The sequence below is a fragment of the Pseudomonas sp. genome, from assembly GCF_033723075.1.
GTDB lineage: Bacteria > Pseudomonadota > Gammaproteobacteria > Pseudomonadales > Pseudomonadaceae > Aquipseudomonas.
Genome location: NZ_JAWVXU010000001.1, coordinates 414,878 through 437,331 on the forward strand (window position 1 = coordinate 414,878; position 22,454 = coordinate 437,331).

Here is a 22,454-nt window from a genome sequence, read left to right on the forward strand (position 1 = left end):
GTCTTCTAGTCTGCAGCAACCGGGCTTTCCCCAGAGCGTAGCGCTGGCAGACACCGCAACAGCCATAGGCCGCAGGCGGCAGTCAGGTCATAAACAGACGGGGGCAGCCCCGCATCCACTCAAGCAGAAGTGACAGACCATGAACGCTCAGCAATGGCTACGCCCGACACTCCCGGCACTCCTCTGCACACTCTTGCTGCTGGGCGGTTGCGCCAGCCAGCAACCAAGCACGGGCAGTGCACCGCAGACGGGATCAGCCGTGGCCGGCGAATCACCGGTTGATGAAACAGAGGCCACCCTGGCGAAGTTGCGCAGCCAAGCCAATCGCGGCGACCTCGACAGCCAGTTCCAGCTGGGCAGTTTCTACTTCGTCGGCAAACCGGCGAAAGACCTCAAGCAGGCCGAATACTGGTGGCAACAGGCCGCCGACAAGGGCCACGCCATGGCGGCGGTCAGCCTGGCCTATCTGTATACCGGTCGCGACAATCCGGATTTCGCCAACCCGCAGCGCATGCTCAAGTACCTCAACCAGTCGGCTGCCGGTGGCAACCCGATGGCCCAGCACATTCTCGGCAACCTCTACCTCAGGGGAGAACAAGGCGTGCCGCGCGATGCCAGCCAGGCCCGCCGGTTGTTCCAGAGCGCCTGCAAACAGAACTATGCCGCCAGCTGCACGGCGCTGAGCACACTGCCCTGAACCTGTCGCTGCGCCGCCAAGCAGCTGCAGGCACTGCAGGTGCGAGTGCTCCGCATAAGAGCTGTCGGGCGGCGTTGTCTTTCAGTCAGCAAACTCGCGGATAAAGACCGGGCACGCCGAGCGCATCGTTCGCTGACCGCGGCGCGCACGGCGCACCCTACCCGGATCGGGCACGCGCCACGCCACAGTGGTTGCGGGCAGGGCTGTCGCCCCCATCACGGCGTCAGGTCGAACAGCGCCTTGCCGCTTTCCATATCGCTGGGCACGGAAAAATGCTCGTGGGCAATCAACCAGCGCTCGCCCTGTCTGCGAAAGCACTGGGTGACACGCATCCAGCAGGTCTGCGTCTGGCCCTTGTCGTCGGTGCCGCCGCAATGCAACAGGTAATGGGCCACGCCGAGGTTGTCGTCGATCATGAAACTCGGATCGTGCACCTCGAACACGCCCTCGCCCGTACACATCTCCATGCAGGCTTGCCAGTGCGCCTTATAGGCTTCGCGACCGACGAAACGCAACGGACCGATGGCGTCATAGGCCACCACTTCGTCGCTGTAGTGGCTGATGATGCGCTCGACATCCTTGGACTGTGCGGCCTTCGCCCAGCTGTCGATGGCGTGTTTGAGCTGGCTTTGTGGGGTATCGATGATCATTGCTCTATCTCCTCTTGCAGGGTGCGGGGTCAGCGATTGTGAAAATATCGAGCGCCGTAGCGAGACCGTCTCCTGGTGTTCGCGGCAAGGCGCGTTAGGCGAGAGTTTTTCCCCAGCCTCTCAGGCTTCGTTCGGCGCGCAACACGCGTGGGCGGGCGCCGGTTGTTGGTATTCGTCATGCAGGCGGGTCCAGTGCATGCCCTTGCCGTCGAGGTCGGGCATGCCGTCCCAGCCTTCGCCGCGGCCGAACGGCGTCAGGTCGAGGTAATTGTAGGTGCCCATGAGAATGTCCAGGCCGCGGCCGTAGCTGGAATAGCAGTGATAGACCCGTTCGCCGTCGCGCAGGAACACGCTGACGCCGGGCTGTTCGCCCTGTACGTGATAGGTCAGACCCAAGCGTTCCAGCGCGGCCTTGTCGCGGTAGTTGTACTCCACCGGCGCCACCGCCTCGTCGGTGGTGACGTGGTAGTCATAATTGAAGGCGCTGGCGTAGGAGGAATACCAGGGCAGGACCCAGCCCATGCGCCGCCTGAACGCCTCAAGCTCCGCCAGCGGTGCGCGGGAAACCAGCGCCAGGGTGGTGTCGCGCGCGTGCAGGTGGGCCTGGTGGCCGATGTTGTCGACCAGGCTGGAACAGCCGTCGCAGCCCTCGCCGCGGTCACGGAGGTACATGAAGTGGTAGATGATCAACTGGCTGCGTCCCTCGAACAGGTCGACCAGGCGCAGTTCGCCCTGCGGCCCCTGGAAGCGGTAATCCTGGGTCACCGCGACCATCGGCAGTTGCCGACGTTCGGCGTTCAGTGCATCGCGCTGGCGGGTCAGGGCCTTCTCTTTCTCCAGCAGCGCCTTGCGCGCCACCAGCCACTCTTCGCGGCTGGCAATACGGGGCAGTGGGTAGTCATTGCGGTTCATGGCCTGAACTCCCGGTGATGGATTGTCTCGCGGTGCGGCCCGCTCACACGTCCAGCTGGCGCACCGGCCGCACTTCGACGCTGCCGACCCGCGCCGCCGGAATCTTGCCGGCGATCTGGATGGCTTCGTTGAGGTCGCGGGCATCGACCAGGTAGAAACCGGCCAGTTGCTCCTTGGTCTCGGCGAAGGGGCCGTCGGTGATCGACAACTTGCCGCCGCGCAGGCGCACCGTGGTCGCCGTCTCCACCGGCTGCAGGGCCTCGGCGGCGAGCATGCGGCCGCTGTTGCGCACCGATTCGGCGTAGGCGAAGCACTCCTCGTCACGCGGGCTGTCGGGGGAGTCGTGCAGCAGCTGTTCGTTGCTGTAGACCAGGCAGAGGTATTTCATGATGTGCTCCGGATGACATGGGGCTGGGTATTCAATAGTCGAGCGCCAGACGCGGCAATCGACAGCGCCAGGAAAAATATCTCTACGCCCGACCAACGGCCACCCCGTAGGGTGCGCCGTACGCACCGACAAGCTTGGCCGCAACACGCCTCAACCGTCGGCCAGCTGGTCCAGGCGCCGTTGCAGGAACTGCCGATCCGGTCCCTGCCGGGCCAAGTGCAGGGCGCACCGATAAGCGGCGCGGGCCTCGCCGCTGCGGCCCAGACGGCGATAGAGATCGGCCTGGGCGGCATGTGCCAGGTGGTAGTCGGCCAGTTCGCCACGCTCGAGCAGGGCTTCGATCAGGGCCAGACCGGCTGCCGGGCCGTCGCGCATGGCCAGCGCCACCGCGCGGTTGAGCTCGATCACCGGCGAGGGCGAGATGCGCAGCAGGGCGTCGTAGAGCCCGACGATCTGCGCCCAGTCGGTGGCCGCGGCGTTCGGCGCCTCTGCATGCACGGCGGCGATGGCGGCCTGCAACGCATAAGCGCCGAACCGTCGCGAGCGCAGCGCCTGCAGCACCAGGATGTCGCCTTCGGCGATCAGCTCGGCAGACCAGAGCGAGCGATCCTGCTCGTCCAGCAGCACCGGCTCACCGTTCGCCGAGGTCCGCGCCGGGCGACGCGCCTCGTGCAGCAGCATCAAGGCCAGCAGGCCCATGACTTCCGGCTCGGGCAACAGGTCGAGGAGCAGCCGCCCCAGCCGAATGGCCTCGCTGGACAGGTGACTGCGGGTCAGCGCATCGCCGGAACTGGCGAAGTAGCCCTCGTTGAACACCAGGTAGATCACCTGCAGCACCGACTCCAGACGCTCGGCCAGTTCGCCGCGCCCCGGCACCTCGTAGGGGATGCGCGCATCGCGAATCTTGGCCTTGGCCCGCACGATGCGCTGGGCCACGGTGCTCGGGCTGGTGAGAAAGGCGCGGGCGATGTCCTCGGTGCTGAGGTCGCAGATCTCGCGCAGGGTCAGCGCCACCTGGGCATCGGCGGCGAGCGCCGGGTGGCAGCAGGTGAAGATCAGGCGCAGGCGGTCGTCCTCGACGCTGTCGCCGTCCCACGGCGGCTGATCGCGCGCGGCAATGCTATCGGCAAGCTGCGCATCCAGCGGTTCGAAACGCGCCTGACGACGCAGGCCATCGATGGCCTTGAAGCGCCCCGCCGACACTAGCCAGGCCCGCGGATTGGCCGGTACACCATCGCGCGGCCACTGCTCCATCGCCACCCGAAACGCCTCGTGCAGCGCCTCTTCGGCCAAGTCGAAATCGCCCAGCAGGCGGATCAGGGTCGCCAGCACCCGCCGCGACTCGTCACGGTAGAGAGCGGCCAGCAGTTCGTGCAGCTCGTCGGCGGCGTCCATGGTTTCCCTCCCTTCGACTGATGAGCCTGTGAGCGTAGGCCGCCTGGTCGGCGAGGACAACGGGATGGAACAATCGACCGACCGGCGTAGGTTGTGCGGCGCGCACCGGCGGTTATGCGCGTTATACGTGGTGAGCACTTGGTGCGCATGGTGCACCCTACGAGTCGCTCGTCATCCCCCTAACAGCCCACCGGCCGGTCATGGCGCGCGCCGCACCACGGCCTCGCCGATGCGCCCGAGGCCGACAATACCCAGGCGCTTGCCGCTGACCTTGCGCGCCAGCGGGAAGGTCGCTACCGGCCAACGTCCCGCGCGGACGATCTGCCGGGACAACAAGCGCCTCTGCTCATCCGTGCGCCCCGCCAGGATGTAAAAAATCAGATGGACGAAGTCCTCCTGTGTACCGCCAAGCTGAAGTGCTCATACAGACTCAGGTGCAGCCTCACTTCGCCCGACTGAAACACGTTTGTGGCAGCGGCTGCCGCCTCGACCAGGCGCAGCAACTCGGCTGGCGCAATCAGTTGCGTCAGGCTTTGCGAGCCCTCGATAAGGCGGTGCGGCATCAGCGTCTCCGATAGTGCGGCCGGAAACAAGCTGCCAAATCATGTCATACGTTATCACACAACACACCCAACAATAGCAGCCCACTATGCACTGCAGGCGGCCAGCCGTCGGCACCGTGGGGCGTACCTGGTAAGGCCTGCGGCAACCGAAAAATCCACATGAAACCCCTTAAAGCCTGAAAATACGCGCACTCAACGATGAGTGCTGGTCGCCTGCTAGCGCCTTTTCCGTATTGAACTTTCGCCTAGGGACGCGTTGACAAAGCCGGCTAAGGCTGCCGATAATCCAGCCAACGTTGTACGACAACATATAACTAATTATAAAAACAAAACCCAAGGCCCTACCATGACGACTGTTGCCCCCGCCGCATCGGCTCGCTTCTCGCCCCTCCCGGCCGGCCCCGCTTCGCGCGCGCCAGCAGGACGCCCCCGGCTACACCCGCACATACCCACCGCATTCGCCGACGGCTAAGCCCGAAGCAGGGGCGCGTTCCGACCTCGGACACGCCTGTCGCCCTGGCATGGGGCAACTCACCCGTTCCTTTCGCTCGCCGCTGGCTACTCGAGGCAGGCAGGGGACGGCTTGTTCAAAAATGGGAGCACAACAACAATGACTGCACGCAATGCCCTTTCGCTCGCCCTGCTCACCGCAGGCAGCATGGCCCTCGCCTTGCCACTCAGCAGCCAGGCCGCCGGCTTCAGCGAAGACGCCAAGGTCACCCTCGGCCTGCGCAATTTCTATATCAACCGCAATTTCGTCGACCCAGCCTATCCGCAGGGCAAGGCCGAGGAATGGACCCAGAGCTTTATCCTCGACGCCCGCTCGGGGTTCACCGAAGGCAGCGTTGGCTTCGGCCTGGATGTGTTGGGCATGAGCGCGTTCAAACTGGATAGTGGTCGCGGCACCAACGGTACTCAGCTGTTGCCGATTCATGATGACGGCCAAGCAGCAGACAACTACGGACGTCTGGCTATTGCCGCCAAAGCCAAAGTGTCCAAGACCGAACTGAAAGTCGGTGAGCACGCGCCAGTGCTACCCATCTTGCGCAGCGACGACGGCCGCTCGCTGCCGCAGACCTTCCAGGGAGGGCTAATCACCTCCAAGGAAATCCACGGTCTAACCCTCTATGGCGGACAAATGCGCGCCACCAGCCTGCGCAATGACGCCAGCATGGAGGACATGGCGATGAACGGCCGCACCGGCATTACCAGCGACCGCTTCAACTTTGCCGGCGGCGAATACCGATTCAACCAGGATCGTACCCTGATCGGCCTGTGGAACGCCGAGCTGAAAGACATCTACAACCAACAATACCTGCAACTGACGCATAACCAGCCAGTTGGCGACTGGACCCTGGGGGCAAACCTCGGTTACTTCGTCGGCAGTGAAGACGGCAGCGAACTGGCCGGCAAACTGGACAACAAGACCTACTCGGGCCTGTTCTCCGCCAAGACTGGCGCCCATGCTCTTTATGTCGGCCTGCAAAAGCTCAGCGGCGACGACAAGTGGATCCGCGTTAACGGCACCAGTGGCGGCATGCTGGCCAACGATGGCTTCAACTCCAGCTTCGACAACGCCCAGGAACGTTCCTGGCAAGTGCGCCATGACTACAACTTCGCCGGCATTGGCATTCCCGGTTTGACCCTGATGAACCGCTACACCAGTGGCGACAACATTCATGTTGGCGCCACTACCGACGGTAAAGAGTGGGGCCGCGACAGCGAACTGACCTATGTCATCCAGAGCGGCACCTTGAAGAACCTGTCGATGAAATGGCGCAACGCGAGCATCCGCCGCGATTTCAGCAGCAACGAGTTCGACGAGAACCGCCTGATCTTCAACTACCCACTGTCGATTCTCTGATTCACGGCTTTACCTGCGTCTGATTACTCCATGTGTTACGGCACCTTCGGCCCGTCCTCGCGACGGGCTTTTTTACAACAGAAAAACCTGATCGAGCATTGCAAGCCCCTGAAAATCATCTGGAAACTGGAGAAATTCAATGAGCACAATAAAAAATGAATGTTCAAAAGACAGCAGCGCAGAAACTTCCCGCCGGAAGTTTCTCAGGAAATCACTGGTACTCTCGGCCGGCGTTGCCTCCCTTGGCAGCCTGGGTCTGCCCCGACTGGTTGATGCGCAACCGCTGACGCAACGCTACCCGGATGCACTCGTCGAGATTCTTGACGAGAGCTTCACAAAATACCGCCTGTTCAACGCCAGCGTGGAGAAGCTTGCCACCGGCATGCGCTGGGCCGAAGGTCCGGTGTGGGTTGGCGATGGCCGCTATCTCCTGGTCAGCGACATTCCCAACAACCGGATTATGCGCTGGGACGAAATCAGCGAGTCATTCAGCATCTTCCGGGACGCCTCGAACCATTCAAATGGCTTGACCCGTGATCGCCAGGGCAGATTGATTACCTGCGAAGGCTCGACCACAAACGATCAAGGCCGCCGGGTCACCCGCACTGAATACGACGGCAGCATCACAGTCCTCGCCGATAGCTATGACGGCAAGCGCTTCAATTCCCCCAACGACGTCGTGGTCAAGCGCGACGGTTCGGTCTGGTTTACCGACCCGCCCTTCCAGACCGGGAATTACTATGAGGGCCACAAAATTGCTCCCGTCCTACCCGACGCGGTATATCGCATCGATGGCAACAGCGGCAAAGTCACCCGTGTCATCGACAGCATTTCCGGCCCCAATGGCCTGTGCTTTTCACCTGACGAAAAAGTCCTGTATGTCGTCGAAGGCCGGGCCAAGCCAAATCGGCTGATCTGGGCCTACAAGGTCAATGATGATGGTTCCCTGGGAGAGCGCCACAAGCATATCGAAGCTCAGGAGCACGGTGCGCTGGATGGCATCAAGTGTGACGAGGACGGCAATCTCTGGTGTGGCTGGGGCAGCAGCGGCGCACAAGGCGCCAAGCTGGAGAGCCTTGATGGCGTCATGATATTCAATACCCAGGGCAAGGCAATCGGCCACATCAAGCTGCCTGAACGATGTGGAAATCTGTGCTTTGGTGGCAATAAAGGCAACCGCCTATTTATGGCTAGCAGCCACTCGCTTTATGCCCTCTACGTCAATACACGTGACGCCACCTTTGCTTGAATATCCCAGACCCGACTGCAGGCTAGCCTGCAGTCTTGTGTTTACTAGCAGGCCGTTGAAAAATTCGGCTTTAACTGCCCCAACCCGTTTGGATTGACGCTTTTTCAAGCGATTGGGCCTAACGGAGTCCACAACAGGCCTGGCCTCAGGCCTTTTTGACCGGTTTCAGCACCAGTTTCACGCCTTTCGGCGTTTTTTGGGCGCAACTCGCCCTATACATGCGAGCCTCGCCACCAGCCCGACAGGCTGCCCAGGCGGATCAGGTTGTAGACCGAGAAACCCAGCAATAACTGAGCACTCAGCTTGGCGCGACCGATCAGCTTGGTCTTGCGCAGGCCGCCAACCGTCTTCAGCCAACCAAAGCCATCTTCGATCCGCTTGCGGATCTTCTGGCTGGTGGCATATCCCGGATGCCGTGTAGTCCGCCCGTCGATGGCGCTGCCCTTGCGCTTCTGCGCCACATGCGGCGTCACCTTCAGCTCGCGCGCCCCCTGCACAAAACGCTTCTGGTCGTAATTCTTGTCCGCACCCACCGTGCTGCCCGGCTTGGCCGTGCGCTCCAGCATCTCCAGGACCGCCTCCACTTCGGCACGTCCATTGAACTAGGTGCATTCCACATCCACGATCAGGCCGTTGCGGTGCTCCATCATCGTATGTGCCATATGCGCCAGGCGACTGGCATCGCCATTGCTCTTGCGCGCCAGCCGGGCCTCGGGGTCGGTGGTCGATTGGTGGGTCGCGTTGCTGCGCTTCTCCCCCTTGAAGTCGGCATCGGGGTTGCGCGTGCCATCCTCCGGTGGTTCGCCGCGGTCCTTCTTGATGAAGGACTTGTGCGAGGCCCAGGCGTCGATCAGCGTGCCATCGACGCTGAAATGCTCGTCGCTGGCGTACTCGGACCATTCATCCAGCGACTTGATGCGCTGAAAGAACAGGCGCGCGACATCCTGATTGAACAGCCGGTCGCGGTTCTGGCTGAAGGTCGAGTGATCCCACATGCGCTCGTCCATCGACAAGCCGACGAACCAGCGAAACAGCAGGTTGAAATCAATCTGCTCGACCAACTGCCGCTCGGAGCGAATGGTGTAGATCACCTGCAGCAACGAGGCGCGTAGCAACCGTTCCGGCGCAATCGAGGCGCGCCCCAGAGTGGAATACAGCCCGTCGAAGTCCTGGTCCATCGACGTAAGGACAGCATCGACTAGCTCGCGCAATAGACGCAGCGGGTAATCGTTCGGGATACGCTGTTCCAGCGTCGTGTAGCTGAACAGCTCGTTTTGGTTGAGGTCGAGTCCACGCATCGGCTTGGGCTGGCTTCGGCAGAAAAGGATGGCCGCCATTTTGCCAGAGCCAAGCGGACTCTGGCTTTTTTCAACGGCCTGCTAATGCTGCTCGGCATAGGCAACCACAGTACTGCCGGAGCCACCTGCCCATAAGGGACAGCAGAAGTTGCTTGAGCAAAATGGGCTCGTCAGAAAACAAGTAAATCGACTCTGCACCTCGACTATCTTCACGTTTAAAGACTGAACCGATTAACCAGCCGATTCAGATCCACCGCTAAGCGCGACAGCTCATGGCTGGAGACGCTGGTTTGCTGGGCACCGGTAGCTGACTGCACAGACAGGTCGCGAATATTCACCAGGTTACGGTCCACTTCGCGCGCCACTTGCGCCTGTTCTTCTGCCGCGCTGGCAATCACCAGGTTACGCTCATACATCTCACCGATTGCGCTGGTGATTTCCCCTAATGCCACGCCTGCACTCTCGGCCAGATTGCGCGTGGATTGCGCCAAGGCGCTGCTGCATTGCATGGAGGTCAGGGCCTGGGTGGCACCGGTGCGCATGGTGGACACCATCTGCTCGATTTCTTGGGTGGAGTTCTGCGTGCGGTGAGCCAGGGCTCTGACTTCGTCCGCCACCACCGCAAAACCGCGCCCGGACTCGCCAGCACGGGCCGCTTCGATGGCAGCGTTCAAGGCGAGCAAATTGGTCTGTTCGGCAATGGCGCGAATCACGTCCAGCACCTTGCCAATATCCTGGGACTGCCCCGCCAGTTGACGCACCAGGCCGGCAGTAGCCTCCACTTCTGCAGACAAACCACCGATAGCGCTGATGGTCTCGCTAACACGACTATTGCCCACTTGCGCCGCTTGATTCGACGCCTTTGCAGCATCGGAGGTAGACACTGCATTACGCGCCACTTCATCCACAGCCGCGCTCATTTCATTCACCGCAGTGGCGGCCTGTTCGATCTCATTGTTTTGTTGCAGAAGGCTACGGCTGGCATCTTCGGTGAACGCATTAAGCTCTTCGGCGGCGGCGGCCAATTGGGTAGAGGAGCCAGAGATATCTGCCAGGATTTCCCGCAGTTTTTGTTGCATACGGCCCAGGGCACTCTGCAACTGGCTGATCTCGTCATTGCCATCCACTTGAATCAGTTTGGTCAGATCGCCGTCAGCGATAAATTGCGCCACCTGCACCGCGCCACGCAGCGGACGCACGATACTCTGGGTCAGCAGCCAGGCCAGCAACACTGTGGCGAAGGCTGCAACCACGATAAAGACGATAACGATGTAGCGGGAATACCCGTAGTGCTCGGCGGAGACTTTGCCTTCCTGCTCGATGCCCTTGGCGTAAATTTCACCCAGCAATGCCAGCTGCGCGCCGGTGCCATCCACCACTGGTTTCATGTCCACCAACAACAGCTTGTTCAGCGCGGCTCTATCACCGCTACGGGCCAACACAAACGAGTCGGCCATGCCGCGCTGGTAACTGGCGAGGCCTTGCTTGAATTGGCCGTACAGGCGCTCTTCGTGCGGGGAGTTGATAAAGGCTTCAAAGTCCTTGAGGTGATCGCTCAGCACTTTGTTGCGGACTTCGTACTGGTCGATATAAGTGTCCAGGCTACCGATCTCGGTATCCAGGGCCATGTGCAGGGAAATGGTGCGGATTCGCAGCATATTTTCGCGAATGCTGTTGACGATGCGGATGCTCGGCACCCAGTCCTTCTCAATGGTGGCAGCGCGCTCGCGGATGCTGGTCATTTCGCCCAAGGAAAACATACCGAGTAACGCCACGACCAGGGCAAGAAGGGCGAATAGACACGCGGCCCTGCGGGCGATATTCCAGTTACGTAGCAGCATGAAAACCTCGGTGCCCCCGTTGGCTTACCCCTCTTTACAGAGAGTGATTGCATAGTTGTTGTAGGGTGATTTTTAAAAGGCGCACTTGTGGTGCGCCGCTACAGCAAAGGTGTCAGTTAAACAGACGTAAGAGACCGGGTCGGCGCTTGTGGCAACGACCCGGATATGACGGTGCACCGTGCGGCGAACCCTCATATTCAGGTGGGTTCAGAGCGGCGTCAGCAGCTCCCCCTTGTCGAAAAATGCCTGCAGATTGGCCAGCACCAGCTCTTCCATCTGCAAGCGGGTTTCGTGGGTGCCACTGCCGACGTGAGGCAGCAACACCACATTGGGCAGGACGAACAGCTCTGCTGGCACGGCGGGTTCACTTTCGAACACATCCAACCCCGCGCCGCCCAGGCTGCCATCGAGCAGCGCCGCAACCAGCGCGGTCTGATCGACCACGCTGCCGCGGGAGATGTTCACCAGAACGCCCTGCGGCCCCAGCGCCGCCAGCACGTCGGCGTCGATCAAGTGATGAGTAGCCGCGCCACCTGGGCAGGCCAGCACGAGGAAGTCCGCCCAGCGCGCCAGCGCCAACAAATCCGCCTCGAAGCCATAGGGGCTGCTCAAGTCCTGACAGCGCTTGTGATAGCGCACCGGCATGGCAAAGCCTTCGGCGCGGCGGGCGATGGCCTGGCCGATGCGGCCGAGGCCGACAATGCCGAGCTTCTTGCCGCTGACCTTACGCGTCAGCGGGTAGTTGCCCGTGAGCCACTGTCCTTGCCGCACGAAGCGGTCGGCCGCGGCCAGTTGCCGTGCCGTGTCGATAATCAGGCCCATGGCCAGGTCGGCCACGCAGTCGTTGAGCACATCCGGGGTGGTGCTGAGGACGATGCCGCGATCACGCAGCAGCTCCAGCGGATAGGGGTCGTAACCCACGCCAAAGCTGCAGATGGCGCGCAGGTTCGGCAGGCACTGCAGCTGCTCGGCGCTGCAGCCGAAGCGGGCCGAAGAGACCAGCAGTTCGAACTGCCCGCCCTGCTCCTCGAGAAAGCGCAGTGGATCGGCCTGCTGCCATAGCGCGGTAACCTGATAGTGATCAGCCAACGTGCGGTTGAAGCGTTCGCTCAGCGGGCCGATCTGTAACACTCTGGAATTAACCATGGGGACTCTTGCCTCGATTGCCTGGTTCACAGCAGCTTGCCGGGGTTCATCAATCCGCTCGGGTCTAGGGTCTGCTTGATGCTGCGCATCAGTTCCAGTTCCAGCGGGTCCTTGTAGCGCCTGGCCCCCTCGCGCTTGGCCTGGCCCAGGCCATGCTCGGCGCTGATGCTGCCGTCGAAGGCGACGGTCGAATCGTAGATAAGCCGCATGATCGCCTCGTGCTGCGCCTTGAATGGCGCATCTTCGGCGGCCACCGGTTTGCTGATGTTGTAATGCAGGTTGCCGTCACCGACATGGCCATAGGCGACGATGCGCACACCGGGGAAACCGTCCAGCAAACGCCGGTCAGTGGCCTCGATAAAGGCCGGAATGCTGCTGACCGGCACGCTGATATCGTGCTTGAGGCTCGGCCCTTCATGGTTCTGCGCCTCCGAGATACCTTCACGCAGAGCCCAGAGCGCGGCGACTTGCGCCTCGCTGCCGGCAATCACGGCATCGAGGATCAGCCCATGTTCGAGGGCATCGCCAAGCCCCTGCTCCAGCAACTCGTTCAAGGTCGCGTCGAGCTGGGTATCGCTCAGCTCGATCAGCACGTACCAGGGATGCTCCTCGGCGCAAGGATCGCTGCAACCGGCCACATGCCGCAGGACGAACGCCAGGCTCTGCCGCGACATCAGCTCGAAGCCGGTCAAGCGGTCGCCGCACAGGCCGCGCATCCGTCCGATCAGCTCAACGGCGGCCTGCGGGCTGGGCAGCGCCACCCAGGCAGTGGTCAGGCTACGCACGGCGGGAAACAGCTTGAGCACGGCAGCGGTGATGATCCCCAGGGTGCCCTCGGCACCAATGAACAGCTGTTTGAGGTCGTAGCCGGTGTTGTCCTTGCGCAGGCCACGCAGGCCGTTCCAGATGCGCCCGTCGGGCAATACCACCTCAAGGCCCAGCACCAGGTCGCGCATATTGCCGTAACGCAGCACGGCGGTACCGCCGGCGTTGGTCGCCAGGTTACCGCCGACCGTGCAACTGCCCTCGGCGCCAAGCGATAGCGGAAACAGCCGGCCCACCTCGGCGGCCGCCTCCTGCAGGCGCTGGAGAATCACTCCGGCCTCGACGGTAATGGTTTCGTTGCCAATATCGACGGCACGGATACGTGCCATGCGGGTCAGTGACAGCACTACCTGGGTGCCCGAGTCATCGGGAATCGAGCCGCCACACAGGCCGGTATTGCCACCCTGCGGTACCAGGGCGACACCTGCCTCGGCACACAGGCGCACCACTTCGGCCACCTGCTCGGTGCTGGCCGGGCGCAGCACCAGCGCGGCCTGCCCGCGGTAGGCGTTGCGCCAGTCACTCAGGTAGCTGTGCATGCGCTCGGCATCGGTGATCAGCCCGGCGTCGCCCACCACAGAGTGCAGGGCCTGCAGCAGCGCTGCGGATACTCCGCTCATCTCAGGTCACCGGAGCCGGGTTGAACAGGGTCAGGTCGTTGTGCAGCCTGTGCTTCTCGGCCCAGGTCTGCTGCTTGCCGCTGGCGACGTCCAGATACAGCTGGAAGATATGCCAGCCCATCTCATCCAGGGTCTTGCGCCCGCTGGTGATCTGCCCGGCGTCGACGTCGATCAGGTCCGGCCAGCGCTCGGCCAGCTGGGTACGGGTGGCGACCTTGATCACCGGCACCATGGCCAGGCCATAGGGCGTGCCGCGGCCGGTGGTGAAGATATGCAGGTTCATCCCGGCGGCGATCTGCAGGGTGCCGCAGATAAAGTCGCTGGCCGGCGTGGCGCAGAACCACAGACCCTTGCCACGCACCCGCTCACCCGGTGACACCACCCCGGCGATGGGGCTGGAGCCGGACTTGGCAATCGAGCCCATGGCCTTTTCGACGATATTGTTCAGCCCGCCCTTCTTGTTGCCCGGCGTGGTGTTGGCGCTGCGGTCGGCCATGCCGCGCTGCAGGTAGCGGTCGTACCAATCCATCTCGCGGATCAGCGCATCGGCCACTTCCACCGTGGCCGCACGCGGGGTGAGCAGGTGGATGCCGTCGCGCACCTCGGTGTTCTCGGAGAACATCACCGTGGCACCGGCGCGCACCAGCAGATCGGCGGCCACACCGAGGGCCGGGTTGGCGGTAATACCGGAGAAGGCATCGCTGCCACCACACTGCATACCGACTACCAGCTCGCTGGCCGGCACGCTTTCACGGCGACGCCGATCAAGCACCTGCAGGCGCGCCTCGATCATCGCCATGATCTGCTCGACCATGCCGGCGAAGCCCTTGCTGGAGTCCTGCAGGCGGAACAGCCATTCCTCCTCGTCCATGCCGTTGGTGAGCTGATCGCCATCCATCAACTGGCTGGCCTGCAACTTCTCGCAGCCGAGGCTGATCACCAGCGCCTGACCGCCGAGGTTGGGGTTACGGCTGATGTTATAGAGGGTGCGGATCGGCACCACCGCATCCGGTGCGTTGATCGCCACGCCGCAGCCATAGCTGTGCGACAGGGCCACCACGTCGTCGACGTTGGGATACTTGGGCAGCAGCTCCTTGCGCACCCGGTCCACGCAGTAGCCGAGCACCCCGACCACGCACTGCACGGTGGTGGTCACGCCGAGGATATTGCGCGTGCCGACGCTGCCGTCCGGGTTGCGGAAACCCTCGAAGGTATAACCCGTAAGCGGCTCGACCGGCACGGCCGGCAAGGTCGCCTTGGGCAGGTTGTCCAGGGCGGGCGGCTCCGGCATACGCAGTTGCGCCTCGGTCACCCAGCGCCCGGCGGCGATGGGTTCCAGGGCGTAACCGATGACCTCGCCGTAACGCACTACTTCGCCGTCCAAGGCGATGTCCTGCAACGCCACCTTGTGGCTCTGTGGAATGCCCTCGACAGCCTCCAAACCATCGGCAAAGCGGCCGCCCTTGGCCACGCCCTGCTCATTGACCACCACACCGACGTTGTCGGCCGGGTGCAAGCGGATATAGCGCGGCGAATCCTGATGGGAAATCAACTGCATGGACATGCTCTCCTCTATTTCAAGTTGGACGCCGCCACGGCGCTTTCAGCCGCACGGCTTGGCGGCTCGTCCAGCTCGATCCGATGAATACGACCGACGATAAACAGATAACTGATTACCGCCAGCACAGCGTTGGCACCGACATAGATCAGCGCCGCATCGAACGAACCGGTATGGCTGACCAGGTAACCGACCACGATAGGTGTGGTGATGGCCGCGAGGTTGCCGAAGGTATTGAACAGCCCACCGGACAGGCCGACGATCTGCCGGGGCGAGGTGTCGGCCACCAGCGTCCAACCCAGGGAACCGAAGCCCTTGCCGAAAAACGCCAGGGCCATCAGGCCGATCACCGCCGTATCACTCTCGGCATATACACACAGCACAATGCTGCTCGCCAGCAGCATGCCGACGACGATGGGCAGCTTGCGCGCCAGAGTCAGGGAATAGCCGCTGCGCAGCAGGCCATCCGACACCAGGCCGCCGAGCACGCCGCCGATGAAGCCGCTGATGGCCGGCAGCGCCGCCATAAAGCCGGCGGTAAGAATGCTCATGCCGCGCGCCTGCACCAGGTACACGGGAAACCAGGTGAGGAAGAAATAGGTGATGGCGTTGTTGCAGTACTGGCCCAGGTACAGGCCGATCAGCGTGCGCTGGGTCAGCAGCAGTTTGAGAGAGCGCCACTGTGAGCCGTCCGCACCGGCAGGGCGCGGGGCCATATCGATCAGCGCGCCGCCGTCTTCGATATGGGCGAACTCGGCCGAGCCCAGACGTGGATGTTCACGCGGGCCGTGCATCAGTTTGAGCCACACGCCACAGAGCAGCAGGCCCAGGCCGCCCAGTACGAAAAACACATACTGCCAGCCCAGGTCCTGCACCACCCAGCCCATCAGCGGGGCGAATACCGCGGTGGCGGCATACTGCGCCGACGTGGACATGGCGGTGGCGGTGGCCCGCTCGCGGGTCGGGAACCAGGCGGCGATGATCCGTGCATTGCCGGGAAAACACGGTGCCCCGGCAAAACCTACCGTCAGGCGCAGCACAAACAGGGTAACGATGGCCCAGGCCAGCGACAGCATGTCGACAAAACCCTGCAACAGGGTAAACAGCGACCAGCACAACAGCGTGATGAAATACACGCGCTTGGCCCCGAAACGATCGAACAGCCAGCCACCGGGAATCTGCCCGATCACATAGGCCCAGCCGAACGCCGAAAAGATATAGCCGAGCATCACCGCATCGATGCCCAGGTCCGCCTGCAGCGCGGCACCGGCAATCGACAGGCTGGAGCGGTCGGCAAAGGTGACCGTGGTGACGAGGAACAGCATCAGCAGGATGGAATAACGCACCCGGCCTGGTTTGACTGCTTGCATCTGGCCAACTCATCGAGAAATTCGCGTAAAGCGGCCCCGGTGTCGTTGGACACCGGGCCGCCGGACCGCGCTTTAGCGCACCAGGCAGGGGCGCTTGTTGTCGAACTGCCAGCCGGAGATCAGGTACTGCATGGCCACGGCATCGTTGCGCGCGCCCAGGCCCATGCCCTGGTACAGCTCGTGGGCCTTGGCCAGAGCATCCCAATCCAGCTCCACGCCCAGGCCAGGGGTCTTGGGCACCTGCACCAGACCGCCTTCGATCTGCAGCGGATTGCGGGTCAGGTGCTGGCCGTCCTGCCAGATCCAGTGGGTGTCGATGGCGGTGACCTTGCCCGGCGCGGCCGCCGCGACATGGGTGAACATCGCCAGGGAGATGTCGAAGTGGTTGTTGGAATGCGAGCCCCAGGTCAGGCCCCACTCGTTGCACATCTGCGCCACGCGCACCGAACCCTGCATGGTCCAGAAGTGCGGATCGGCCAACGGAATGTCCACCGACTGCAACTGGATGCAGTGACCCATCTGCCGCCAGTCGGTGGCGATCATATTGGTCGCGGTCGGCAGGCCGGTGGCGCGGCGGAATTCGGCCATCACCTCGCGGCCGGAGTAACCGTTTTCCGCACCGCAGGGGTCTTCGGCATAGGCCAGCACACCGTGCAGGTCGCGGCACAGCTCGATGGCTTCGGCCAGGGACCAGCCGCCATTGGGGTCGAGGGTCACCCGCGCATCCGGGAAGCGCTCGGCCAGGGCGCGGATTGCCTCGACCTCTTCGCCGCCACGCAGCACGCCGCCCTTGAGTTTGAAATCGTTGAAGCCATAGCGCGCATGGGCCGCTTCGGCCTGACGGACGATGGTCTCGGGGCTCAGCGCCTCCTGGTTGCGCACGCGGAACCAGGCGTCATCGGCCTCGGTTTCGTTGCGGTAGCCCAGATCGGTCTTCTCGCGGTCGCCGATAAAGAACAGGTAACCAAGCATCTCCACTGCGTCACGCTGCTGGCCCTCGCCGAGCAGCGCCGCTACCGGCACACCGAGGTGCTGACCGAGCAGGTCGAGCAGCGCCGCCTCCAGGGCGGTGACCGCATGGATGGTGATGCGCAGGTCGAAGGTCTGCAGGCCACGCCCGCCCGAGTCGCGGTCGGCGAAGGCCTTGCGCACCTGGTTGAGCAGGCCGTTGTAGTTGCCGATGGACTGGCCCACCAGCAAGGGCCGGGCATCTTCCAGGGTCTGACGGATGGCTTCGCCACCGGGAACCTCGCCGACGCCAATGCGCCCGGCGTTGTCCTTGAGTATGAGGATATTGCGGGTAAAGAATGGGCCGTGGGCACCACTCAGATTGAGCAGCATGCTGTCGTGGCCGGCAACCGGCACGACCTGCAGCTCGGTAATGATCGGGGCACCGGAGAAGGTGCCGGCAGTGTTAGCTGTACTCATGACCGTTCCCTTTTTATTGTTGGGCGGAATAAAGCTCTTGTGGCGGTCGTAGGGTGGATGACGCTTTTTCATCCACCACAACGACGCTGTGGTGGATCGGTGAAACGTGATCCACCCTACGCGGTTGAGACCGGTGCCGGTCTCAACCGATGTAAGTGGTCTTCACCGTGGTATAGAACTCCTGGGCGTATTTACCCTGCTCGCGGCTGCCGTAAGACGAACCTTTGCGGCCACCGAACGGCACGTGGTAATCCACCCCGGCAGTGGGCAGGTTGACCATGACCATACCGGCCTGGGCATGACGCTTGAAGTGGTTGGCGTGCTTCAACGAGGTGGTGCAGATACCGGCGGACAGACCGAACTCGGTGTCGTTGGCCATGGCCAGCGCCTCGTCGTAATCGGCCACGCGGATGATATTGGCCACCGGACCGAAGATCTCTTCGCGGCTGATGCGCATGTCCGCCGTGCAGTCGGCAAACAGAGTCGGGGCCAGGTAGTAGCCATCCTGCTCACAGGAAACGCGCTCGCCGCCGCAGACCAGGCGTGCGCCCTCGGCCTTGCCGATCTCGATATAACGCAGGTCCTGCTCCAGCTGGGCCTGGGATACCACGGGACCGATATCGGTGCCTTTCTCCAGGGCATGGCCGACGGTGATCGACTGCATCCGCGCGGCCATGGCCGCGACGAACCGGTCGTAGATGCCGGCGGTGACGATCAGCCGGCTGGAGGCGGTGCAACGCTGGCCGGTGGAGTAGAAGCAACTCTGCACCGACAACTCGACGGCGGTTTTCAGATCGGCATCGTCGAGGATGATCTGCGGGTTCTTGCCGCCCATCTCCAGCTGCACCTTGGCCTGGCGCGCCACACAACTGGCGGCAATGCTACGGCCGACGCCGACCGAACCGGTAAAACTGATGCCGTCGACCTGCTGGTGCTGGACGATGGTTTCACCGACCACCCGGCCGCTGCCCATCACCAGGTTGAACACCCCGGCCGGGAAACCGGCGCGGGAGATGATTTCGGCAATCGCCCAGGCGCAACCCGGCACCAGATCGGCCGGTTTCAACACCACGCAGTTGCCGTAGGCCAGGGCCGGAGCGACTTTCCAGGCCGGGATGGCGATGGGAAAGTTCCACGGAGTGATCAGGCCGATCACCCCCAGCGGTTCGCGGGTGACTTCCACCGACACACCGGGACGCACCGAGGCCAGCATTTCACCGGCCTGACGCAAGCATTCGCCAGCGTAGAACTTGAAGATATTGCCGGCACGGGTCGCTTCGCCAATGGCTTCGGGCAGGGTCTTGCCCTCTTCCCGGGCCAGCAGCGCACCGAGTTCTTCGCGGCGGGCGAGGATTTCGCTGCCGACCTTGTCCAGCGCATCGCTGCGGGCCTGGATACCGGAAGTCGACCAGGCCGGAAAAGCGGCGCAGGCGGCGGCAATGGCCTGGTCAACCTGAGCGGCATCGGCCTGGGCGTATTCGCCGACCACATCGGAGAGATCGGACGGGTTGATATTGCTCGAATAGCTGGCAGCGGCGAGCCATTGGCCGCCGATGTAGTTGTCGTAACGCTGTGGATTGGCCACGAATAGCCTCCTGTCTGTGCGCGGCGCGTGATCGCGCCGCTATCGGTCAAGCGGCGTTTACTGCGCGCCCTGGGCTTCGATCAATGCGGCGAGCATTGCGTACTCTTCCGGCTGCAGATCGGTCAGCGGGGTGCGCACAGGGCCGGCGTCATGGCCGACAATCCTGGCACCAGCCTTGATGATGCTGACGCCATAACCGGCGCAGCGATTGCGGATGTCCAGGTACGGCAGGAAGAACTCATCGATGATCTTGCCGACGCTGGCGTGATCGTCGCGGGCCATGGCGTTATAGAAGGACATGGCGGTTTTCGGGATGAAGTTGAACACCGCCGAGGAGTACACCGGTACGCCCAGGGCCTTGTAGGCAGCGGCATATATTTCTGCCGTTTGCAGGCCGCCCAGGTAGCTGAGCCGATCACCCAGACGACGACGGATGGACACCATCAGCTCGATATCGCCAATGCCGTCTTTGTAGCCGATCAGGTTCGGGCAGCGCTCGGTCAACTGTTCGAGCAGCGCTGCAGTCAGGCGGCAGACGTTGCGGTTATAGACCACCACGCCGATTTTTACCGATTTGCACACCGCTTCGACGTGCAGCGCAACGCCTTCCTGGCTGGCTTCGGTCAGGTAGTGCGGCAGCAGCAGCAGACCTTTGGCCCCCAGGCGTTCGGCTTCCTGGGCCATCTCGATGGCCTGACGGGTCGGGCCACCGACACCGGCGAGGATCGGCACACTGCCGGCGCAGGTGTCGACCGCGGTCTTGATCACCGAGGAATACTCTTTGCCGGTCAGGGAGAAAAATTCACCGGTGCCGCCAGCGGCGAACAGCGCTGAAGCACCGTAAGGCGCCAGCCATTCCAGGCGGCGCGCATAGGTGTCGGCGCGGAAATCGCCGGCAGCATCGAAATCGGTCACGGGGAAAGACAGCAGACCGGAAGAGAGGATGGACTTCAGTTCTTGTGGATTCATTGTGCGAACACCCTGTAGAGCGAATGGTGGAGAGGAGCATCAGTCGAGACTGTAGAGTTACGTTATCGTACAACACTAAGCAATGCCATACTTTTCCTTGACCGGTTATCGCCTGACCTTCTGCCGCCATCCACGCCAGAAGATTAGGGCACGAACACGCGCACTCCTATCCACCCAGGCACAAGCGCACCGCTATAAGGGTTTCAGCACCGACAAGACGGCCTCAGGGCAAAGTGCTGCGGCCTGCTTTAACCGCAATGCCGACGGTCGCTCCCAACAATTTTCTGCAAAAGTCTCGTTGACAAGCCTGTCAGACGCTGCTGATAATCCACCCAAGTCATACGACAACGTATGACATCTCTAAAAACAAAAAATCAGGCCCCGCCATGATTACGAATACCAAGGCTTGCATGCCTTCCCACTGTTTATCCGCCACCATCACCGGTGGCCAGTACGCGCACTTGCGGCATTCGCTGCTGTCCCTGCGTATTGCTGAAACGCAGCAACCTTCTGCCTTGCACGCTCGAGCAAAGGTACGGGCCTGTCATCCTGCCACCCCGGCACACTCACGGCGACCTGCAAACGCGCAGACCTTCGACCGCTCCTGCGTCAGCCCCCTGAGCGCAATCAGCTCTGCAACTCGACGCCATAGCGCCCAGTCACAGGAGCATCATGGCAATGATTGAGCGAGGGCTTACGACAACCCCGGTTGTGCTGGACATGCAGGTCATCCCGGTCGCCGGCCACGACAGCATGCTGCTCAACCTGTGCGGTGCCCATGCGCCCTACTTCACCCGCAACCTGGTCATCCTCAAGGACAGCGCCGGACGCACCGGCTGCGGCGAAGTGCCGGGCGGCGAAGGCATCCGCCAGGCCCTGGAGCGCTGCCGCGACCTGGTTATCGGCCAGCCGGTCGGCCGCTACAACCGCGTGCTCAACAGCCTGCGCCAGGCCATTGCCGGGCCGGCCAAGGGGCCGCAGACCAGCCAGCACCAGGTCACCTCGGAAGCCGAGGCGCGGGTGCTCAAGCAGCCGCACGAGATCAACCTGCGCCTGGACAATGTGATCACCGCGGTGGAAGCCGCCCTGCTCGACCTGCTCGGCCAGCACCTCGAGGTGCCGGTGGCCGAGCTGCTCGGCAGCGGCCAGCAGCGCGAGCGCGTGCCGATGCTCGCCTACCTCTTCTATATAGGCGAGCGTCAACGCACCGACCTGCCCTACCTGGCCGGCCAGGGCTCGGCCGACGACTGGTACCACCTGCGCCACCAGGCCGCGCTGACGCCCGCAGCCATCGCCCGCCTGGCCGAGGCGGCGCACGCGCGCTACGGCTTCGCCGACTTCAAACTGAAAGGCGGGGTGATGCGCGGCGAAGAGGAGATGGACGCGATCCGCGCGATCAAGGCCCGCTTCCCCGACGCCCGCGTCACCCTCGACCCCAACGGCGCCTGGTCGCTCGACCAGGCCATCGCCCTGTGCCAGGGCCAGAGCCAGGTACTGGCCTACGCCGAAGATCCTTGTGGCCCGGAGCACGGCTATTCCGGTCGCGAGATCATGGCCGAATTCAAGCGCGCCACCGGCATCCCCACCGCCACCAACATGGTCGCCACCGACTGGCGGCAGATGGGCCACTCGCTGCGCCTGGAGGCGGTGGACATCCCGCTGGCCGACCCGCACTTCTGGACCATGCAGGGCGCCGTGCGCCTCGGTCAGGTGTGCGAGGAATTCGGCCTGACCTGGGGCTCGCATTCGAACAACCACTTCGACATTTCCCTGGCCATGTTCACCCACGCCGCCGCCGCCGTGCCGGGCCGCATCACCGCCATCGACACCCACTGGATCTGGCAGGAAGGCGAGGAACGCCTGACCCGCGAGCCGCTGCAGATCGTCGGCGGCCAGGTCGAGGTGCCGGACAAACCCGGCCTCGGCATCGAGCCCGACATGCCGCGAATCATGGCCGCCCACGAGCTGTACAAGAAGGTGGCCGGCGGCGCGCGCGACGACGCCATGGCCATGCAATACCTGATGCCAGGCTGGCAGTACCACCCGAAACGCCCCAGCCTCGACCGCGACAACTGAAGCACCCAGCCCTCAACCCC

Annotated in this window: 17 protein-coding genes and 2 pseudogenes; 4 read left to right on the top strand and 15 right to left on the bottom strand. The window is 62.9% G+C overall.

Features of this window, described 5'->3' with window-relative positions; translation table 11 throughout:
• The first annotated feature begins 139 nt into the window (after positions 1-139).
• Positions 140-697 (top strand): tetratricopeptide repeat protein, encoded by a 558-nt coding sequence (locus R3355_RS02010; RefSeq protein ID WP_318959838.1) that lies wholly within the window; start codon positions 140-142, stop codon positions 695-697.
• Between the two features lie 215 nt (positions 698-912).
• Here R3355_RS02010 and R3355_RS02015 read toward each other — a convergent pair whose 3' ends face one another.
• The 6 genes and pseudogenes from R3355_RS02015 to R3355_RS02040 all read right to left on the bottom strand — a co-directional run bounded on the left by R3355_RS02015 (position 913) and on the right by R3355_RS02040 (position 4,605).
• Complete coding sequence (locus R3355_RS02015; protein WP_318959839.1) at positions 913-1,347, bottom strand: YybH family protein; 435 nt, start codon at positions 1,345-1,347, stop codon at positions 913-915.
• Positions 1,348-1,467: 120 nt separating this feature from the next.
• Positions 1,468-2,259, bottom strand: a complete 792-nt coding sequence (locus tag R3355_RS02020) for a DUF899 domain-containing protein (RefSeq protein ID WP_318959840.1) — start codon at positions 2,257-2,259, stop codon at positions 1,468-1,470.
• A 43-nt stretch (positions 2,260-2,302) separates the two neighbouring features.
• Positions 2,303-2,647, bottom strand: coding sequence for a YciI family protein (locus R3355_RS02025; RefSeq protein WP_318959841.1), 345 nt, complete (start codon positions 2,645-2,647; stop codon positions 2,303-2,305).
• Between the two features lie 150 nt (positions 2,648-2,797).
• A complete protein-coding gene (locus tag R3355_RS02030; RefSeq protein WP_318959842.1) occupies positions 2,798-4,042 on the bottom strand; it encodes an RNA polymerase sigma factor in 1,245 nt (414 codons plus the stop codon).
• Between the two features lie 204 nt (positions 4,043-4,246).
• Positions 4,247-4,393, bottom strand: a pseudogene (locus R3355_RS02035) (NAD(P)-dependent oxidoreductase); the annotation flags it as partial.
• A gap of 26 nt (positions 4,394-4,419) precedes the next feature.
• Positions 4,420-4,605 carry a hypothetical protein gene (locus R3355_RS02040; RefSeq protein ID WP_318959843.1) on the bottom strand — a complete coding sequence of 62 codons (186 nt, stop codon included), beginning with the start codon at positions 4,603-4,605 and terminating at the stop codon, positions 4,420-4,422.
• 610 nt (positions 4,606-5,215) lie between these two features.
• On the opposite strand from R3355_RS02040, the gene R3355_RS02045 reads away from it, so the two are divergent.
• Together R3355_RS02045 and R3355_RS02050 are read left to right on the top strand one after the other, a co-directional pair.
• Positions 5,216-6,469, top strand: coding sequence for an OprD family porin (locus R3355_RS02045; RefSeq protein WP_318959844.1), 1,254 nt, complete (start codon positions 5,216-5,218; stop codon positions 6,467-6,469).
• Between the two features lie 139 nt (positions 6,470-6,608).
• Positions 6,609-7,718 (top strand): SMP-30/gluconolactonase/LRE family protein, encoded by a 1,110-nt coding sequence (locus R3355_RS02050; protein WP_318959845.1) that lies wholly within the window; start codon positions 6,609-6,611, stop codon positions 7,716-7,718.
• A 212-nt stretch (positions 7,719-7,930) separates the two neighbouring features.
• On the opposite strand, the pseudogene R3355_RS02055 reads toward R3355_RS02050, so the two are convergent.
• The 9 genes and pseudogenes from R3355_RS02055 to kdgD form a co-directional block, all read right to left on the bottom strand.
• Positions 7,931-9,016 (bottom strand): annotated as a pseudogene (locus R3355_RS02055) (IS5 family transposase).
• A gap of 215 nt (positions 9,017-9,231) precedes the next feature.
• A complete protein-coding gene (locus tag R3355_RS02060) occupies positions 9,232-10,857 on the bottom strand; it encodes a methyl-accepting chemotaxis protein (RefSeq protein ID WP_318959846.1) in 1,626 nt (541 codons plus the stop codon).
• Positions 10,858-11,064: 207 nt separating this feature from the next.
• A complete protein-coding gene (locus R3355_RS02065) occupies positions 11,065-12,003 on the bottom strand; it encodes a 2-hydroxyacid dehydrogenase (RefSeq protein WP_318959847.1) in 939 nt (312 codons plus the stop codon).
• Between the two features lie 26 nt (positions 12,004-12,029).
• The gene (locus R3355_RS02070) at positions 12,030-13,448 is read right to left on the bottom strand and encodes an FAD-binding oxidoreductase (RefSeq protein ID WP_318959848.1); all 1,419 of its coding nucleotides are present in this window, start codon (positions 13,446-13,448) and stop codon (positions 12,030-12,032) included.
• 1 nt (position 13,449) lies between these two features.
• On the bottom strand, positions 13,450-15,006 hold the full coding sequence (gene garD, locus R3355_RS02075; RefSeq protein WP_318959849.1) for a galactarate dehydratase: 1,557 nt from the start codon (positions 15,004-15,006) through the stop codon (positions 13,450-13,452).
• A gap of 14 nt (positions 15,007-15,020) precedes the next feature.
• Positions 15,021-16,376, bottom strand: coding sequence for an MFS transporter (locus tag R3355_RS02080; protein WP_318959850.1), 1,356 nt, complete (start codon positions 16,374-16,376; stop codon positions 15,021-15,023).
• Positions 16,377-16,448: 72 nt separating this feature from the next.
• Positions 16,449-17,804: a glucarate dehydratase gene (gene gudD / locus R3355_RS02085; RefSeq protein WP_318959851.1), complete on the bottom strand. Its 1,356-nt coding sequence runs from the start codon at positions 17,802-17,804 to the stop codon at positions 16,449-16,451.
• A 142-nt stretch (positions 17,805-17,946) separates the two neighbouring features.
• The gene (locus R3355_RS02090; RefSeq protein WP_318959852.1) at positions 17,947-19,389 is read right to left on the bottom strand and encodes an aldehyde dehydrogenase family protein; all 1,443 of its coding nucleotides are present in this window, start codon (positions 19,387-19,389) and stop codon (positions 17,947-17,949) included.
• 57 nt (positions 19,390-19,446) lie between these two features.
• Complete coding sequence (gene kdgD / locus R3355_RS02095; protein WP_318959853.1) at positions 19,447-20,358, bottom strand: 5-dehydro-4-deoxyglucarate dehydratase; 912 nt, start codon at positions 20,356-20,358, stop codon at positions 19,447-19,449.
• 678 nt (positions 20,359-21,036) lie between these two features.
• On the opposite strand from kdgD, the gene R3355_RS02100 reads away from it, so the two are divergent.
• Positions 21,037-22,434 (top strand): enolase C-terminal domain-like protein, encoded by a 1,398-nt coding sequence (locus R3355_RS02100; RefSeq protein ID WP_318959934.1) that lies wholly within the window; start codon positions 21,037-21,039, stop codon positions 22,432-22,434.
• Positions 22,435-22,454: the final 20 nt, after the last annotated feature.

What these genes read in the sequence shown, in the direction of transcription:
- R3355_RS02010 (WP_318959838.1), top strand. Translation starts at nt 140, where the DNA reads ATGAACGCTCAGCAATGGCTACGCCCGACACTCCCGGCACTCCTCTGC.
- R3355_RS02015 (WP_318959839.1), bottom strand. Translation starts at nt 1,347, where the DNA reads ATGATCATCGATACCCCACAAAGCCAGCTCAAACACGCCATCGACAGC.
- R3355_RS02020 (WP_318959840.1), bottom strand. Translation starts at nt 2,259, where the DNA reads ATGAACCGCAATGACTACCCACTGCCCCGTATTGCCAGCCGCGAAGAG.
- R3355_RS02025 (WP_318959841.1), bottom strand. Translation starts at nt 2,647, where the DNA reads ATGAAATACCTCTGCCTGGTCTACAGCAACGAACAGCTGCTGCACGAC.
- R3355_RS02030 (WP_318959842.1), bottom strand. Translation starts at nt 4,042, where the DNA reads ATGGACGCCGCCGACGAGCTGCACGAACTGCTGGCCGCTCTCTACCGT.
- R3355_RS02040 (WP_318959843.1), bottom strand. Translation starts at nt 4,605, where the DNA reads ATGCCGCACCGCCTTATCGAGGGCTCGCAAAGCCTGACGCAACTGATT.
- R3355_RS02045 (WP_318959844.1), top strand. Translation starts at nt 5,216, where the DNA reads ATGACTGCACGCAATGCCCTTTCGCTCGCCCTGCTCACCGCAGGCAGC.
- R3355_RS02050 (WP_318959845.1), top strand. Translation starts at nt 6,609, where the DNA reads ATGAGCACAATAAAAAATGAATGTTCAAAAGACAGCAGCGCAGAAACT.
- R3355_RS02060 (WP_318959846.1), bottom strand. Translation starts at nt 10,857, where the DNA reads ATGCTGCTACGTAACTGGAATATCGCCCGCAGGGCCGCGTGTCTATTC.
- R3355_RS02065 (WP_318959847.1), bottom strand. Translation starts at nt 12,003, where the DNA reads ATGGTTAATTCCAGAGTGTTACAGATCGGCCCGCTGAGCGAACGCTTC.
- R3355_RS02070 (WP_318959848.1), bottom strand. Translation starts at nt 13,448, where the DNA reads ATGAGCGGAGTATCCGCAGCGCTGCTGCAGGCCCTGCACTCTGTGGTG.
- garD (WP_318959849.1), bottom strand. Translation starts at nt 15,006, where the DNA reads ATGCAGTTGATTTCCCATCAGGATTCGCCGCGCTATATCCGCTTGCAC.
- R3355_RS02080 (WP_318959850.1), bottom strand. Translation starts at nt 16,376, where the DNA reads ATGCAAGCAGTCAAACCAGGCCGGGTGCGTTATTCCATCCTGCTGATG.
- gudD (WP_318959851.1), bottom strand. Translation starts at nt 17,804, where the DNA reads ATGAGTACAGCTAACACTGCCGGCACCTTCTCCGGTGCCCCGATCATT.
- kdgD (WP_318959853.1), bottom strand. Translation starts at nt 20,358, where the DNA reads ATGAATCCACAAGAACTGAAGTCCATCCTCTCTTCCGGTCTGCTGTCT.
- R3355_RS02100 (WP_318959934.1), top strand. Translation starts at nt 21,037, where the DNA reads ATGATTGAGCGAGGGCTTACGACAACCCCGGTTGTGCTGGACATGCAG.